Origin of the sequence: Methylorubrum subtropicum (assembly GCF_038442325.1) — a bacterium.
Classification (GTDB): Bacteria; Pseudomonadota; Alphaproteobacteria; order Rhizobiales; family Beijerinckiaceae; genus Methylobacterium; species Methylobacterium subtropicum.
Genome location: NZ_JBBXMW010000026.1, coordinates 1 through 15,208 on the forward strand (window position 1 = coordinate 1; position 15,208 = coordinate 15,208).

The following is a 15,208-nucleotide window of genomic DNA, read 5'->3' on the forward strand; positions in this document are numbered from 1 at the left end:
ACGTCGGTCCAGCGTCATACTCTCACGGCTCGATCTTCCGACCGAACCCGCAAGGACATGAACAAGCCGCCCGCGTTTCTCTTTCTCGATATCTACTTGTCAAAGAGCGCGAAGCCTACACCCGAGGTGTAACCTCCTGCTGCCGACGCGCCATCATCCCGGTTGCCCGGCCCGATCAGCCCCGTCTTCAGCGATAGTTCCGCGGCGGTCCCGTTCACGCAGCGACCGTAAGTCGTTGCCGGGAAGTCCGCTCGAGCGGTCCGTGGCGTCTAGAGCCGGCGAACCGTCCTGTCAACCGTCATCCGATCGACACATCGGGGACACGAAGGACAGCGATCGTCCGATCCAGTCGCCCGGATCAGCCGTGCCGCTCAATCAGTCCCGATGACCTCCGGTTCGCTGCCCCACCGTGTGGTGGGCCGCGGCGCCCCGTTGGTGAGGTGCTTCTACGGGGCCCTTATGCCCTCGTCAATCGGAAAATCGAGAAAAGTTCGCGGGAGCCTGCCAAGGGCCTTCCTGGCGAAGCGGAAGGCCCATCCGAAAATGGGGTACGCTTAGGAGCGCGTGCCCCAGCGCTGGCCCATGCGGCTCGCGCCCGCGGCTTCGGCGCCGATGGCCGGGCCGCTCGCGCGGGCGGGATGGTGCTGCGATTCCGGGGCTTCGGTGCCCGACGCGATCAGGTCGGGCACCGCGGCCATCGCCTCGGTGCCGCGGCCTTGCGCGAACTGGCCGGCCTTGCGGTAGGTCCAGAGATAGCCGGGCACCACCGCCTCGACCGCGGTCGGGACGATGCCGAGCCCCTCGATGGTGCGCCCCTCGGACTTGGCGGCCTCCGAGACGACGTTGTCGCTCTGGAGCAGCGTGACCTGATCACGGGTGAGCTTGAGGTGTGGGGGCAAGAGCCCGAAGGTGAGCGTGTCGATGATCTCCAGCACGCGGGCCTGGAGCCGCGCCGCGGGCTCGGGCAGGTCGATCACAGCGCGGCGGCGCATGATCACCTCAAACATGTAGCGCACGAAGTATTCGAGCGTATTCACCTCCGGCCCGCCGAGTTCGTAGATCTTGCCCCTCTCGGCATCGCCATCGACCGCGCGGGCGATCGCCTCGGCGACGTCGCCGACGAAGACCGGCTGGAACCGCGACTGCGCGCCGGCCAGCGGCAGCGCCGGCAGGAAGGTTGCGAGCCCGGCGAAGCGGTTGAAGAAGCCGTCGCCGGGGCCGAACAGGAGGGACGGTCGGAAGATGACGGCGTCCGGGCTGGCACGGTGCACTTCCGCTTCGCCCGCCGCCTTGGAGCGGGCGTAGAGCGAGGGCGAGGCCTCGTCCGCGCCGATGGCCGAGACGTGGATCACCCGCGCGCCGACCGCCGCCGCGGCCCGCGCGATGGTGCCGGCGCCCTCGGTCTGCAGCGTCGCGAAGCGCTGGCTCCCCTGCTCCTGCAGGATGCCGACGAGGTTGATGACGATGTCCGAATGCTCGACCGCGCGGCGGACGGAATCGGGATAGCGGAGGTTGGCCTGCACGGCGACGATCTGGCCGACCTTGCCGAGCGGCTGAAGAAACAGCGCGAGGTCGGGCCGGCGCACCGCGACGCGGATGCGGTAACCGCGCTTGGCCAGCGCCCGCACCACGTGGCGGCCGAGGAAGCCGGAGCCGCCGAACACGGTCACGAGCTGCGATTGCGGGCGCAGCGGCGCGCCGTCGTTGCCGGGTCCGGTGCTGGGGCTGGTCATGGCCGACGAAAAACCTCTCTCGCGGAACACCGCGAGACCGGCATCACGGGCCGGCCGCGCGGCCGACGGGCCACGGACGGGACCCTCGGCAGCACGCTCCTTAGACCAGTTTCAGGGCGGAGGGCAGTCGTCGGCGAGAACGAAATCGGCGAACTCTCATCCGATCCGCCCCCTCCCCTTCCGGCCACGGCGCCCCGCGCCAGATCGGGTTGGGGTGAGCGGGGGCGCTTGTGGCGAGCGAGGGGAGTTTTTGGCGGGCGGTCGCGCTCTACGCGGCGCTCTACGGCGGATACGGTGCGCTGTCGCCGTTCCTGCCGGCCGCCCTCGCCGCGCGCGGGCTCGAGGCGTCGCAGATCGGCACGCTGCTCGCCGCGGCGATGCTGGTGCGGCTCGTCGTCGGCCCGCCGACCGGGCGGCTCGCGGACCGGTACGCTGCCGTGCGGGGTTTCCTGGCGTTCGGTCTCGCGGCCTCGGGCGGGCTGACCCTAGGCCTGCTCGCCGGCGACGGGCTCGCGGTGCTGGTCGTCCTTGTGCTGATCCATGCGGCGACGAGCGCGGCGCTCAGCCCGCTCGCCGACGCGCTTGTTCTCGCCGGCCGGAACGGCGCGGCCTACGGGCGCATCCGCGGGGCCGGCTCGGCCGCCTTCATCGTCACCACCGTGCTGACCGGATGGCTCGTCGGGCGCTACGGCGACGGGGCCGGGCTCGGGGCCTGCGCCGTGCTGTTCGGAATGGCCGCGCTGGTGACGCTGCGGCTCCCCGCCCCGGCTTGCCCGCCGGCGGCGGGGGCGACGGGCGAGTTTCGGGCGCTCGTCGCCATCGGCGCCTTTCGCCGCCTCGTGCTCGCCGCCGCCCTGGTGATCGGCGCGCATGCCATGCACGACGCCTTCGCGGTGATCGCCTGGACCGGGGCCGGGATCGGTGCCAGCGCCGCCGGCCTGCTCTGGGCGGAGGCGGTCGCGGCGGAAGTCCTGGTGTTCTTCTGGCTCGGGCCGCGCCTGCTCGGCCGGATCGGGCCGGCCCGCGCGCTCGAACTCGCCGCGCTCGCCGGGGCCCTGCGCTGGGCGGTGCAGGCGCAGACGACGTGGCTCCCCGCGCTGATCGCGATCCAGGCGCTGCATGGGCTGACCTTCGCGCTCCTGCACCTCGCCTGTCTGCGGATTCTCACGCGCGCGGTGCCGGAGGGGCTGCGCGCCACCGCGCTCACCGTCTACGGCAGCTTGGGCCTCGGCCTCGCCTCGGCGCTGGTGACGCTCGCCGCCGGGCCGCTCTACGGCGGCTTGGGGCTGCCCGCGTTCTGGGCCATGAGCGGGCTGAGCCTGTTGGCGGTGCCGGTCGCGCACCGGCTGTGGCGCGACATTCGCCAGGATGCGGCGGGACATATATAGAACGATCGTTCGAAGAACCGTGATGCCATGCCCGCCGTCGCCGACATCCTGATCCCGCTGGCGCTCGACACCGCCTACAGCTACGCGGTGCCGCCCGGCCTGACGCTGGCGGCCGGCGACGTGGTGCAGGTGCCTCTGGGCCCTCGCGAGACCATCGGCGTCGTCTGGGGCGTCGATGAGCGGGCCTCGGGCGGCAACCTGCGGCCGGTGACGGGGCGGATCGAGGTCCCTCCCCTGTCCGAGCCGCTGCGCAAGCTGGTCGATTGGCTCGCCCGTTACACGCTCGCCCCGAAGGGCTCGGCGCTCGCGATGGCTTTGCGCCTGCCCGACGAGGCGGCGCAGCGCGAGAGCTCCCGCATCGGCGTGCGCACGTCCGGTCGCCCGGCCTCCCGCCCGACGGCGGCGCGGGGCAAGGTGCTGGCGGTCGCTTCCGACGGGGCGGTGCGGGGCAAGAGCGCGCTCGCCAAGGAGGCGGGCGTGTCGCTCAGCGTCGTCGATGGCCTCATCGACGACGGCGCGCTGGAGGCCGTGGCGCTCGTCCCCGAGCCGGTGGCCCTGCCGCCCGATCCCGATCATCCCCGCGTGCCGCTCTCCGACGCGCAGGCGGCTGCGGCGCACGATCTCATCGCGGCGCCCTCCCCGACCGAGACCGGCGGTACGATCCTGCTCGAAGGCGTCACCGGCTCGGGCAAGACGGAGGTCTATTTCGAGGCGGTGGCCGAGTGCGTGCGCGAGGGGCGCCAGGCCCTGGTGTTGATGCCGGAGATCGCGCTCACCGCGCAGTTCCTCGATCGGTTCGCGAGCCGCTTCGGCGTACGCCCAGCGACGTGGCATTCCGGCATCGGCGGCAAGCGGCGCGAGCGCATCCGCGCGGGCGTCGCCTCGGGCGGGGTCTCGGTGGTGGTCGGCGCCCGCTCGGCGCTGTTCCTGCCCTTCACCCGGCTCGGCCTGATCGTGGTCGATGAGGAGCACGAGAGCGCCTACAAGCAGGAGGACGGCGTCCACTACCACGCCCGCGACATGGCGGTGGTGCGCGGCCGGCTCGAAGGCTGCCCGGTGGTGCTGGCGTCCGCCACCCCCTCGATCGAGTCGCTGGTGAATGCCCAGAGCGGGCGCTACCGCCACGTCTCGCTGCCCGGCCGCTTCGGCGGGCGCCCGCTACCGGACATCAAGGCGATCGACATGCGCCTCGACAAGCCAGAGATCGGGCGCTTCCTGTCCCCACCCATGGTCAACGCCGTGAAGGCGACGCTGGCCGCGGGCGAGCAGGCGCTGCTGTTCCTCAACCGCCGGGGCTACGCGCCGCTGACCCTGTGCCGCGCCTGCGGCCATCGCTACCAGTGCCGCAACTGCTCGACCTGGCTCGTTGAGCACCGCTTCCGCCGGGCGCTGGTCTGCCACCAATGCGGCTACGCACAGCCGAAGCCCGAAGCCTGCACCGAGTGCGGCGCCTTCGATCACCTGACGCCCTGCGGCCCCGGCGTCGAGCGCATCGCGGAAGAAGCCACCGCGCTGTTTCCCGACAAGCGCATCGTCGTCCTGTCGAGCGACTTTCCCGGCGGGGCCGAGCGGCTTCGGCAGGAGCTGGAGACGGTGGCGGCGGGCGAGTGCGACATCGTCATCGGCACGCAGTTGGTCGCCAAGGGCCACAACTTCCCGCACCTGACGCTCGTCGGCGTGCTGGATGCCGATATCGGGCTCACCACGGGCGATCCGCGGGCGGCCGAGCGCACGTTCCAGCTCTTGCAGCAAGTGACCGGCCGCGCCGGGCGCGGCGAGCGGCCGGGGCGCGCGCTGCTCCAGACCTACCAGCCCGACCATCCGGTCATCGCCGCCCTGCTCTCGGGGGACGCCGAGCGCTTCTACGAGGAGGAGATCGGCGCCCGCGAGGCGGCGGGGCTGCCGCCGTTCGGGCGGCTCGCGGCGCTGATCGTGTCGGGCGAGGAGCGCGAGAAGGCCGAAGCCCACGGGCAGGCGCTGGCGCGCGCGGCCGATCCGCCGCCCGGCGTCATGGTGCTGGGGCCGGCGGAGGCTCCGCTGGCGCTGGTGCGCGGGCGCTGGCGCTTCCGTCTGCTGGTTAAGACCGAGCGCGGCATCGACGTGCAGAGCTACCTGCGCGACTGGCTGGCGCGGGGACCGAAGCCGCGAGGCAATCTCAAGGTCGCAATCGACGTGGACCCGCAGAGTTTCCTATAAGCGGCCTCCCGGGCGGCCGGCGCGGGACTCCCGCGTCGGCGCCCTTTCGAGGAGCGCCGCGCCTTGCTGACCTATGAGAAGAAGCCCGATTCCGCGATCGCCGAGATCGTCGTCGACGGCAAGATCTCCGACGAGGAGATGAACGCGGTGATGACCGCGATGAAGGCCGACCTCGACAAGGGCGGCAAGCTCAAGCTGTTGGAGGACGTGCGCGCCTTCGAGGGCATGGAGCCGGCGGCCTTCTTCAAGGACCCGCGCTTCGGCCTGTCGATGATGAAGGGCGTGAGCCACGTGGCGCTCGTCACCGACGCGACCTGGCTGCGGGCGGTGGCCGAGACCTTCGGCTTCGTCTCGCCGGTGCAGATCAAGGTGTTCGAGCGCGCCCGGATCGCCGAGGCGCGGGCTTGGCTCGAAGCCGGCGTCTGAGCCGTCTCCTTCGGGAAAACGCAGAGATCGCGTTCCGTGACGCGATCTCCTGAAAAGTCCGAAAAAAATCAGTTCCGGTCGTCCGGGGACAGCGGCAGGGGCATAACCTCGATGCCCTCCTCGGCGAGTTCCCGCGCCTCGTGCGGGGTCGCCTCGCCGTAGATCGGGCGGCCTTCCGCGTCGCCGTAATGGATCGCCCGCGCCTCCTCGGCGAAGCGGTCGCCGACATGCTCGGAGGTCGAGACCACGTGCTCGCGCACCGCCTTGAACAGGGCGCGCAGGCGCCGCTCCGGCTCGGCGAGCATCGGCATCGGCATCGGCGCGGTGGGCGGCGGGCTCGGGGGGGCCGGGAGGCTGGCCGGCTCGGCCGCGGGGCGGCGGTCGCGGTCGGTGCGGGCGACCGCCGGGGCCATCGGCGCCTTGGTCACCCGCCCCGACTCGCAGATCGGGCAGGTCACGAACCCGCGCGCGGCCTGCTCGTCATAGGCCGAGCCCGAGGGAAACCAGCTCTCGAAGCTGTGGCCGGAGTCGCAGACGAGGGTGAAGCGGATCATTTTCGTGAGGGCCTCGAGCGCGGGCAGAGCCACGCCGCGGGCGAAAAAGATAACAAAAGATCAGACTCGGCGCACGTCGAAGGGGCGTGCGTGGGACAGGGTGGGGATGCGCGCGCGGGCGTCCTGAACGCGGGCGAGGTCGATCTCGGCGAGGATGATGCCCGGCGCGTCGCCCTCGGCCTCGGCCAGGATGCGCCCCCAGGGATCGATGATGAGCGAGTGCCCGAAGGTCTCGCGTCCGTCCTCGTGCCGCCCGCCTTGAGCCGCCGAGATCATGAACGAGCCGGTCTCAATGGCCCGCGCCCTTTGCAGGATGTGCCAGTGCGCCTCGCCGGTCTGGCGGGTGAAGCAAGCGGGCGCCGTCAGCACCGTGGCGCCGGCCTCGGCCAGCGCCCGGTAGAGCGCGGGGAAGCGCAGGTCGTAGCAGATGGTGAGGCCGAAGGCCGCGAGCTGGGTCTGCGCCACCACCGCACAGGCGCCGCCCGAATAGGTCGCCGATTCGCGCCAGCTCTCGCCGTTGGGCAGATCGACGTCGTAGAGGTGGAGCTTGTCGTAGGAGGCGCGGATCGCACCCTCCGCATCGATCAGGAAGGCCCGGTTGGCGATTTTTTGGCCTTCGCGGATCGCCAGCGAGCCGATCTGAAGCACGATTCCGGTCTCGCGCGCGACTTCGCGCAGGGTCGCGAGCGTGGCGTCGGAATCCTGCGGGCCGACATGGGCGAACAGGGCGTCGCGGTCGCGCTCGATCAGCGAGGTCGTCTCGGGCGTCTGGACGTAGGCGGCGCCGGCAGTGGCGGCCTCGCGAACGGCCTTCACCGCGGCCTCGCGGTTGGCGGCCGGATCGCGCCCGCCGCGCATCTGCACGCAGGCGGCGACGAAGGTGGACGCCGCGCTCATGCGGCCAGCAGCGGGTCGAGCCCGCCCGCGCGGTCGAGGGCGTAGAGGTCGTCGCAGCCGCCGACATGGCGGTCGCCGACGAAGATCTGCGGCACGCTGGTGCGCCCGCCGGCCCGCTGGACCATCGCGGCCCGCGCGCCCGACGTCTTCTCGACGTCGATCTCGGTGAAGGCCACGCCCTTCTCGCGCAGCAGACTCTTGGCCGCCGAGCAATAGGGGCACCAGGCCGTGGTGTAGATCGTGACCGGCTGCATGGTCGCTCGCGCGCCCGAGGGGAGAAGCAGCCGATATAGGCGAGCGCCGCGTATCTTCCTACTGCGGGGAAGACACAGCGAGGATGATCGCAACGCCCTCAGGAACGAGCACCGTCATTCCGGGGCGCGAAGCGAACCCGGAATCCACGACTGGCCTCGACGCCTCGTAGGGCCGCGCATTACGGGTGGATTGCACGCCTCCGGCGCGCCCCTCCGGGTTCGGGTTCCGCTGCGCGGCCCCGGAATGACGGCGGAGGGGTTGGAGACGAACCGACCCCGCCCCTCACGCCGCGGCGAGCAGCTTCTCGACCTCGTTGACGAGTTCGCGCAGGTGGAAGGGCTTGGAAAGGACCTTTGCGTCCTTGGGCGCCTTCGAATCGGGGTTCAGCGCCACGGCGGCGAAGCCGGTGATGAACATCACCTTGATGTCGGGATCGAGTTCGGTGGCGCGGCGCGCCAGCTCGATGCCGTCCATCTCCGGCATGACGATATCCGTGAGCAGGAGCTCGAACGGCTCCTCGCGCAGGCGGTTATAGGCGGACAGACCGTTGTCGAACGACAGCACGTCGTAGCCGGCGTTCTGCAACGCCTTGGCCAGGAACCGCCGCATGTCGTTGTCGTCTTCCGCGAGCAGGATTTTCATCGAACGACGTCCCGATGCCTCTACGCCCTGGGGTGTTCATTCCATAAAGCGGCGGCATGGTAAACACGGGGTTAAGACCGGCGCGCCCACGGGACCGGCGGCCGTCCCGTGCGTTGCAGTAGACAGCCCGCCCGCGCCGCCGCAAAGTGGCGAAATGTCCCCCGTCCGCCACAGATCGGCGCCCGCCACGCGATGAGCCTCCCCCCCGCCGACGGCACCGAGACGTTCGATCCGCCCTTCGTCGTGGACGAGCCCGCCGCGCACGCCGTGCCGTTCGTGTTCAACGCGCCGCATTCCGGCGCCCATTACCCGCCGGCCTTCCTCGCCGCCTCCCGGCTCGACGCGCTGACGCTCCGCCGCTCCGAGGATGCCCATGTCGATCGGCTGTTCGCCGCGGTGGTCGGGCTCGGCGCGCCGTTGATGCGGGCGAACTTCCCCCGCGCCTATCTCGACCTGAACCGCGAGCCCTACGAACTCGACCCGCGCATGTTCACCGGGCGGCTCCCGGCTTACGCCAACACCCGCTCCATGCGGGTCGCCGGCGGGCTCGGTACGGTGCCGCGCATCGTCGCCGACGGTCAGGAAATCTACCGCGAGCGGCTCTCCGTCGAGGAGGCGGTGGGCCGGATCGAGACGCTCTACAAGCCCTATCACCGGACGCTGCGCGGCCTGATCCAGCGCACGGCGCGGACCTTCGGCAAGGCGATCCTGATCGACTGCCACTCGATGCCCTCGTCCAGCCTCGGGCGCGACGAGGCCGCCCAGGCCGATTTCGTACTCGGCGACCGGTTCGGGACGAGCTGCGCGCCCGCGCTCACCGAGAGCGTCGAGGTGCGCCTGCGGGCGCTCGGCTACCGGGTGGTGCGCAACAAGCCCTATGCCGGCGGCTTCATCACCGAGCATTACGGCGAGCCGGGCCTCGGGCGCCACGCGCTGCAGATCGAGATCAACCGGGCGCTCTACATGAACGAGCAATCACTCGCGCTCACGGCGGGCTTCGCGCCGCTGGCCAAGCATCTCACCCAGGTGTTTGCGGAAGTCGCCGCCGAGACGGTGGATACGACGCCGCTTCGGATGGCTGCGGAGTAGGAGAATCCCGTTTTCTCCACGTCATTCCGGGGCGCCGAAGGCGAACCCGGAATCCACGACTGGCCGCGACGGTTCGTTTTCGACCGCTCTTCCCGCATCACGGGTGGATTCCGGGTTCCGCTGCGCGGCCCCGGAATGACGGCGGAGGAGTAGGCCCGAAAAGAAAAAAGGCCGCCCCGATGGAGGGCGGCCCGAAGTCTAGGGAGGAAACGCCCAAGAAGGGCTGCGGGACCACGACGCCATCGCGATCTCGCAATGCACAATTCGCATCGCGGCGCACAAAACGCAAGGGCGATGAGAACGATTCCACCTGCGCCGTATGCATGGCTCGGCTGCGCCGCCGCGTGGACGCCTGCGGAAACGGAAGGGCGCCTGGGATGTGGTATCCCAGGCGCCCTTCCAAGTTTCTGACATCGCTCGGCTTTCCCGAAAGCCGGGGTCGAACGACCTACCCGAGCAGAGCGCGGATTTCCGCCTTCAGGGCCTCGGCCAGTTCCGGCCGCTCCAGACCGTAGGCGAGGTTGGCGGTGAGGAAGCCGATCTTGGAGCCGGTGTCGTAGGTGCGCCCGTCGAAGCGCATGCCGTAGAACTTCTGCTGCTCGGCCAGCCGGATCATCGCGTCGGTGAGCTGGATCTCGCCGCCCGCGCCCTTCTCGCCCTTCTCCAGGATCGAAAAAATCTCGGGCTGGAGGATGTAACGGCCGGAGATGATGAAGTTCGAGGGCGCGGTGCCCTGCTTGGGCTTCTCGACCATGCCGGTGATCTCGAAGGACTGGCCGAAGGTCTCGCCCACGGCGACGATGCCGTACTGGTGGGTCTCTTCCGGCTTCACTTCTTCCACGGCGATGACGTTGCCGCCGTGCTGCTCGTAGGCCTTGAGCATCTGGGCCATGCAGCCGCGGCTCAGCATGTCGGGCAGCAGCACCGCGAACGGCTCGTCGCCGACGATCTCGCGGGCGCACCACACCGCGTGGCCGAGGCCGAGCGGGGCCTGCTGGCGGGTGAAGCTGGTCTGGCCGGCCTTGGGCAGATCCTTCTTCAGCTCCTCGTAGGCCGCGGTCTTGCCGCGCTCCTGCAGGGTGTGGTCGAGTTCGAACGCGATGTCGAAATGGTCCTCGATCACCGCCTTGCCGCGGCCGGTGACGAAGATGAAATGCTCGATGCCGGCCTCGCGGGCCTCGTCCACCACGTGCTGGACGACCGGGCGGTCGACGACCGTGAGCATCTCCTTGGGCACCGCCTTGGTGGCCGGGAGGAAGCGCGTGCCGAGGCCGGCGACGGGGAGGACGGCCTTGCGAATCGGTTTCATCTGGCGGGACCCGTGGATGGTGTGGGGCGGGGCAACCTTGAACGGTCAGGGTGAGATAGCACGCCGCGCGCCAGCAACAGCCCCGCTTCGCGCGCCGCGGCGTGCTTTTCGCGTGAAATGTCTGTCACAAAGAGGCGTCACGCCGCCCGGATCGAGCCGATCTCGGTGCCGATGGGGATCGACGGCACTTTAATCGCGTCTGAAACTTTGGCCGCTAGAGTGCGGCCGAACTGAGCGAGAGGAACATCCATGGCCGTTCTGGTCACCGGGGGCGCGGGCTATATCGGCAGCCACATGGTGCTGGCGCTGGTCGATGCCGGGCACGAGGAAGTGGTCGTGCTCGACGACCTCTCCACCGGCTTCGATTGGGCGCTGCCGCCGGAGGTGCGCCTCGTCGTCGGCGACGTGTCGGATCAGGCCCTCGTCACCGAGACGATCCTGCGCCACCGGATCGATTCCATCGCCCACTTCGCCGCCAAGATCGTGGTGCCGGACTCGGTCTCCGACCCGCTCGGCTACTACCTCGCCAATACGGTCAAGACCCGCGCGCTGATCGAGACCGCGGCGCGCACGGGCGTGAAGCACTTCATCTTCTCCTCCACGGCGGCCGTCTACGGCGAGCCCGAGACCGTGCCGGTGCCGGAGACTCTGGCCACCAACCCGATCAACCCCTACGGCCGCTCCAAGCTGATGAGCGAGTGGATGCTGGCCGACGCGGCGGCCGCCCACGGCTTCAGCTACGTCGTGCTGCGCTACTTCAACGTGGCGGGCGCTGACCCGCGCGGGCGCACCGGCCAGTCGACGCCGAACGCCACCCACCTGATCAAGGTCGCGACGCAGGCCGCCCTCGGCCAGCGCACGCATCTCGAAGTGTTCGGCACCGATTACCCCACCCGCGACGGCTCGTGCCTGCGCGACTACATCCAGGTGACGGACCTCGCCGAGGCCCACATGGTGGCGCTGAACCACCTGCGCGCCGGCGGCGACAGCCTGACGCTGAACTGCGGCTACGGCCGCGGCTACTCGGTTCTCGAAGTGATCGAGGTGGTCAAGCGCATCTCCGGCCGCGACTTCGAGGTGCGGCTCTCCCCCCGCCGCCCCGGCGACCCGGCCCAGATCGTCGCGGGCGCCGACCGCATCCGCGCGGAACTCGGCTGGACCCCGAAGCACGACGACCTCGACGCCATCGTGGCTCAGGCGCTGGCCTGGGAAGACTCCTTGGCCAAGCGGAACCGGCGGTGAGGCAGCGCGCCGCGCTCCTCGCGGCCCTGTTCCTCGCCGCCGGCCCAACCTCGGCGCAGGATGGCGACTTTCCCGGCTTCGTCGCCTCGCTGCGCCCCGAGGCCAAGGCGCGGGGCGTCTCGCAAAAGACCTTCGATGCGGCCTTTGCCGGGGTGAGCGGGCCTGACTCCGAAGTCATCGCCCGCACCCGCCGCCAGAGCGAGTTCAGCCGCCCGACCTGGGACTACCTCGTCGGCGCGGTCTCGGGCGCGCGGATCGCCAAGGGCAAGGCGCAGGCCGCGCGGCTTGCCGGCACGCTCGCGGCGATCGAGGCCAAGACCGGCGTGCCGCGCTCCGTAGTGCTGGCCTTCTGGGGCATCGAGTCGGATTTCGGCGCGAGCGCGGGCAATCTGCCGGTGGTGCGCTCGCTCGCCAGCCTCGCCTATGCCGGGCATCGCGGCCGGCTGTTTCGCGACGAGCTCCTGGCCGCCCTCCAGATCCTCGAGAACGGCGATGTCGAGCCCCCGAAAATGGTCGGGTCGTGGGCCGGGGCCATGGGGCAGGTGCAGTTCCTGCCCTCGGTCTACCTGCGCGAGGCGGTGGATTTCGACGGCGACGGCCGGCGCGACATCTGGCGCTCGGAGGCCGACGCGCTGGCCTCCATCGCTCATTACCTGCGCTCGCTCGGCTGGAACCCGGCCTTGAGCTGGGGCTACGAAGTCGCGCTCCCGGAAAAATTCGACCTGACGCGCTACCGCGGCCCGATCCCCGACTTCGCCGCCCGCGGCGTGCGCCGCACCGACGGCAAGCCGCTGCCCAAAGCCGGCGAGGCGAGCCTGTTCCTGCCGGGCGGCCTGGGCGCCCCGGTCTTCCTCATCACCCAAAACTTCGAGGCGATCCGCGGCTACAACACCAGCGATTCCTACGCGCTCGCGATCGGCCATCTCGCCGACCGGCTCGCCGGCGCCCCGGCGCTCGCCGCCCCCTGGCCGAACGGCGCCGCCCGCCTCGATGGGCCGGGCCTGAAGCGGCTCCAGGCCGGGCTCGCCCGCGAAGGCTTGTACGAGGGCGATGGGGACGGGCGGGCCGGGCCGAAGCTGCGCGAGGCGGTCCGCCGCTACCAGATCCGCGAGGGCCTGCCCGCCGACGGCTACGCCCGCCCGGCCCTGCTGGAGCGTCTGGAGGGCGGGCGCTGAGCCCGCCTTTCGGGGGGGCTTCGACGCGGGCGCGCTCCCGCGCTATCCTGAGCGCTTCAGACGGGGCCGGACGGCATACGGCCCGCGCAGCATCGACCCGAGGTTCCCGGATGGATCGTCGCCCGAAAGATCGCCCCGCGCTCCCTTGCGCCGCCGCGGTCCTCGGCCTGCTCACCGTCGCCGCCTGCCTCGCCGGCCCGCCGCCGGCCCTGGCGCAGTGGGGCGACACCTACGACGCCCCGCCGCAGGATCCCTATTACGCCCCGCGCCGCCCCCGCGGCGGCTACTACCGCGACGACGGCTATGCCCGGCCGCAGCCCCGCCGCCCGGCCCCGCCGCCGCAGCAGCAGGAATCGCGCTCGTTCTACTGGCCGTGGGAGGACCAGCCGCGCAGCCAGCCCGCGCCGCAGCCTCCGCCCGGACAGGCGGCCCCGCCCTCGGGCTACGCCCGTCCCTCGCGGCCCCGCGCGCCCGCGGTGACGACCCGCTCCGATGAGGAGCGCGCCGCCCGCGCCCGGCGCCGCCCGAGCCCGGCGCCGAGCGTCGCCCAGCCGCCCAAGCCCGTCGTGCCGAAGGCGGCCCCGACCGTGCAGGTCGCGGTGTTCGGCGATTCGCTGGCGAGCTATCTCGGCAAGGGCGTGGACGAGGCGTTCTCCGACAGCGCCGAGGTCGCGGTGATCGACCGCTCCAAGGGCGACAGCGGCCTCGTGCGCAAGGACGTGGTCGATTGGGCGAAAAGCGCCGAGGACTACCTCAAGGCCAACCCCAACCTCTCCTACGCCCTGATGATGGTCGGCGTGAACGACCGCCAATCGATCCGCGACGGCGACCAGAGCGTCGAGGCCCTGTCCGACCGCTGGCGCGAACTCTACGGCGCCCGCGTCGATGCGGTGATCAAGGCCTTCTCGGACGCCAAGGTGCCGCTGATCTGGGTCGGCCTGCCGCCGGTGCGCAGCGACAGCCTCACCCGCGACTACGCCAGCATCAACGACCTCGTGCGCGAGCGGGTGCAGAAGGCCGGTCAGACCTATGTCGACATCTGGCAGGGCTTCGTCGACGACCGCAACCGCTTCACCGCCAACGGCCCCGACGTCGAGGGCCAGGAGGCGCGGCTGCGCACCGCCGACGGCATCCACTTCACCAGCGCGGGCGCCCGCAAGGTCGCCCACTTCGCCGACGTGGAGCTGAAGCGCCTGATGGGCGCCCGCGGCGGCCTGCCCACCGAACAGCCCGCCGCCCCGGTCGCCACCACCAACCCGCCGGAGGGTGCGCCCACCCCGGGGAGCCCGGGCGACGACACCGCCGCCATCGATCGCAAAATCACCGCGATGCTGCCGAGCCTGCCCGAGCCGCCCGGCATCCCGACGCTCCCCGTCAAGCCCGCCGCCGGCCCCGTGGTGCCGCTCGGCCGGGCCGAGACCGCGCCCGGCGGCACGCTGATGACCGGCCGCCCCTCCGAGGGCGACGCCACCGGCACCCGCGAGCGCAGCCTCCAACGCGGTGCCGCCCCCCTGCCCCAGCCGGGCCGGGCGGACGATTTCCGCTGGCCGCCGGGGTGAGAGCAACGGTTGCAGAAGGCTGACGGCGCAGTCTGTCGCTGACGTCAGGCGATCTCGGGCGGAAGTGCGGCGAACGGATCGAGCACCGGCACCCCAAGCGGATGGAAGTGCCGAAGGTTGCGGGTCAGCAGCGTGAAGCCGTGGCGCCGAGCGGTTGCGGCAATCGCGAGGTCCGCCCAGCCGGGAGCATGTCCCTGCCCCCTCGCCCGATCCGTCAGGGCGCCGACCAGCCGTGCGGTGTCGAGATCGATCGGCAGTATCCGGTTCGCATAGAGGTGCAACAGCGCCTCCAACCAATCCGCGAGGCGACCCGCCTTGCGGCTTGCGCCCTCCCGACGGCACTTGGCGATGCCGTCCTCGATCTCTGCGGCCGTGACGACCGAGAGGAATAGGCCGGCGCTGTTGCGATCCATCCAGGCCGTCACGTCCTGCGCCTGAACGTGTCGCGTCGGCGCTCCGGCCGAGAGGACGTTGGTGTCGATGAGGTACAACGGTCAGAAGTCCGGGTCTCTGACCCCGCCCTGACGCTCCGGCAGATCGCCGTCCTCCAGAGGGGCCGCCATCAGCAGTCGGCCGAAAGACGGCACCTGCGAGAGCCGCTGCCACTCCTCGAAGCTCAGCACCACAGCCTCCGGCCGACCGCGCCGGGTGATGATCGAGGGCTGTCCCTGCCGCGCTTGGTCGATGACCGAGGACAGGGTCGCCTTCGCCTCGCGAAGCTGAATTTCTTGCATCGATCGCTC

15 protein-coding genes are annotated in these 15,208 nt (G+C 71.0%); 7 read left to right on the plus strand and 8 right to left on the minus strand.

Annotated elements, in window-relative coordinates:
* Window positions 1-554: 554 nt before the first annotated feature.
* Window positions 555-1,733 carry a complex I NDUFA9 subunit family protein gene (locus tag AAHG03_RS23990; protein WP_342153774.1) on the minus strand — a complete coding sequence of 393 codons (1,179 nt, stop codon included), beginning with the start codon at window positions 1,731-1,733 and terminating at the stop codon, window positions 555-557.
* 230 nt (window positions 1,734-1,963) lie between these two features.
* On the opposite strand from AAHG03_RS23990, the gene AAHG03_RS23995 reads away from it, so the two are divergent.
* From AAHG03_RS23995 to AAHG03_RS24005, 3 genes are all read left to right on the plus strand, one after another.
* Window positions 1,964-3,121, plus strand: a complete 1,158-nt coding sequence (locus AAHG03_RS23995; protein WP_342153776.1) for an MFS transporter — start codon at window positions 1,964-1,966, stop codon at window positions 3,119-3,121.
* Window positions 3,122-3,148: 27 nt separating this feature from the next.
* Complete coding sequence (locus tag AAHG03_RS24000; RefSeq protein ID WP_342153778.1) at window positions 3,149-5,317, plus strand: primosomal protein N'; 2,169 nt, start codon at window positions 3,149-3,151, stop codon at window positions 5,315-5,317.
* 63 nt (window positions 5,318-5,380) lie between these two features.
* The gene (locus tag AAHG03_RS24005) at window positions 5,381-5,743 is read left to right on the plus strand and encodes a SpoIIAA family protein (RefSeq protein WP_056242302.1); all 363 of its coding nucleotides are present in this window, start codon (window positions 5,381-5,383) and stop codon (window positions 5,741-5,743) included.
* A 68-nt stretch (window positions 5,744-5,811) separates the two neighbouring features.
* Here AAHG03_RS24005 and AAHG03_RS24010 read toward each other — a convergent pair whose 3' ends face one another.
* The 4 genes from AAHG03_RS24010 to cpdR form a co-directional block, all read right to left on the minus strand.
* Window positions 5,812-6,297 (minus strand): DUF1178 family protein, encoded by a 486-nt coding sequence (locus tag AAHG03_RS24010; RefSeq protein ID WP_342153780.1) that lies wholly within the window; start codon window positions 6,295-6,297, stop codon window positions 5,812-5,814.
* 60 nt (window positions 6,298-6,357) lie between these two features.
* Window positions 6,358-7,194 (minus strand): carbon-nitrogen hydrolase family protein, encoded by an 837-nt coding sequence (locus AAHG03_RS24015; RefSeq protein WP_342153782.1) that lies wholly within the window; start codon window positions 7,192-7,194, stop codon window positions 6,358-6,360.
* A complete protein-coding gene (gene grxC, locus AAHG03_RS24020; RefSeq protein WP_342153784.1) occupies window positions 7,191-7,448 on the minus strand; it encodes a glutaredoxin 3 in 258 nt (85 codons plus the stop codon). Before grxC ends, AAHG03_RS24015 begins: the two co-directional genes overlap by 4 nt.
* 283 nt (window positions 7,449-7,731) lie before the next feature.
* The gene (cpdR, locus tag AAHG03_RS24025) at window positions 7,732-8,091 is read right to left on the minus strand and encodes a cell cycle two-component system response regulator CpdR (protein WP_056242220.1); all 360 of its coding nucleotides are present in this window, start codon (window positions 8,089-8,091) and stop codon (window positions 7,732-7,734) included.
* A 192-nt stretch (window positions 8,092-8,283) separates the two neighbouring features.
* Here cpdR and AAHG03_RS24030 point away from each other — a divergent pair, with 192 nt between their 5' ends.
* Window positions 8,284-9,180 carry an N-formylglutamate amidohydrolase gene (locus AAHG03_RS24030; RefSeq protein WP_342153786.1) on the plus strand — a complete coding sequence of 299 codons (897 nt, stop codon included), beginning with the start codon at window positions 8,284-8,286 and terminating at the stop codon, window positions 9,178-9,180.
* Window positions 9,181-9,628: 448 nt separating this feature from the next.
* On the opposite strand, the gene galU is transcribed toward AAHG03_RS24030, so the two are convergent.
* Window positions 9,629-10,489 carry a UTP--glucose-1-phosphate uridylyltransferase GalU gene (galU, locus tag AAHG03_RS24035; protein WP_342153788.1) on the minus strand — a complete coding sequence of 287 codons (861 nt, stop codon included), beginning with the start codon at window positions 10,487-10,489 and terminating at the stop codon, window positions 9,629-9,631.
* Between the two features lie 249 nt (window positions 10,490-10,738).
* On the opposite strand from galU, the gene galE reads away from it, so the two are divergent.
* The 3 genes from galE (at window position 10,739) to AAHG03_RS24050 (ending at window position 14,465) form a co-directional block, all read left to right on the plus strand.
* On the plus strand, window positions 10,739-11,731 hold the full coding sequence (galE, locus tag AAHG03_RS24040) for a UDP-glucose 4-epimerase GalE (RefSeq protein ID WP_342153790.1): 993 nt from the start codon (window positions 10,739-10,741) through the stop codon (window positions 11,729-11,731).
* Entirely contained in the window at window positions 11,728-12,906 is a 1,179-nt protein-coding gene (locus AAHG03_RS24045; RefSeq protein ID WP_342153792.1) for a lytic murein transglycosylase, read from the plus strand. Before galE ends, AAHG03_RS24045 begins: the two co-directional genes overlap by 4 nt.
* 110 nt (window positions 12,907-13,016) lie before the next feature.
* Window positions 13,017-14,465, plus strand: a complete 1,449-nt coding sequence (locus AAHG03_RS24050) for an SGNH/GDSL hydrolase family protein (RefSeq protein WP_342153794.1) — start codon at window positions 13,017-13,019, stop codon at window positions 14,463-14,465.
* 44 nt (window positions 14,466-14,509) lie between these two features.
* On the opposite strand, the gene AAHG03_RS24055 is transcribed toward AAHG03_RS24050, so the two are convergent.
* Window positions 14,510-14,956 carry a type II toxin-antitoxin system VapC family toxin gene (locus AAHG03_RS24055; RefSeq protein ID WP_342153796.1) on the minus strand — a complete coding sequence of 149 codons (447 nt, stop codon included), beginning with the start codon at window positions 14,954-14,956 and terminating at the stop codon, window positions 14,510-14,512.
* Window positions 14,957-14,959: 3 nt separating this feature from the next.
* On the minus strand, window positions 14,960-15,199 hold the full coding sequence (locus AAHG03_RS24060) for a type II toxin-antitoxin system Phd/YefM family antitoxin (RefSeq protein ID WP_342153798.1): 240 nt from the start codon (window positions 15,197-15,199) through the stop codon (window positions 14,960-14,962).
* Window positions 15,200-15,208: the final 9 nt, after the last annotated feature.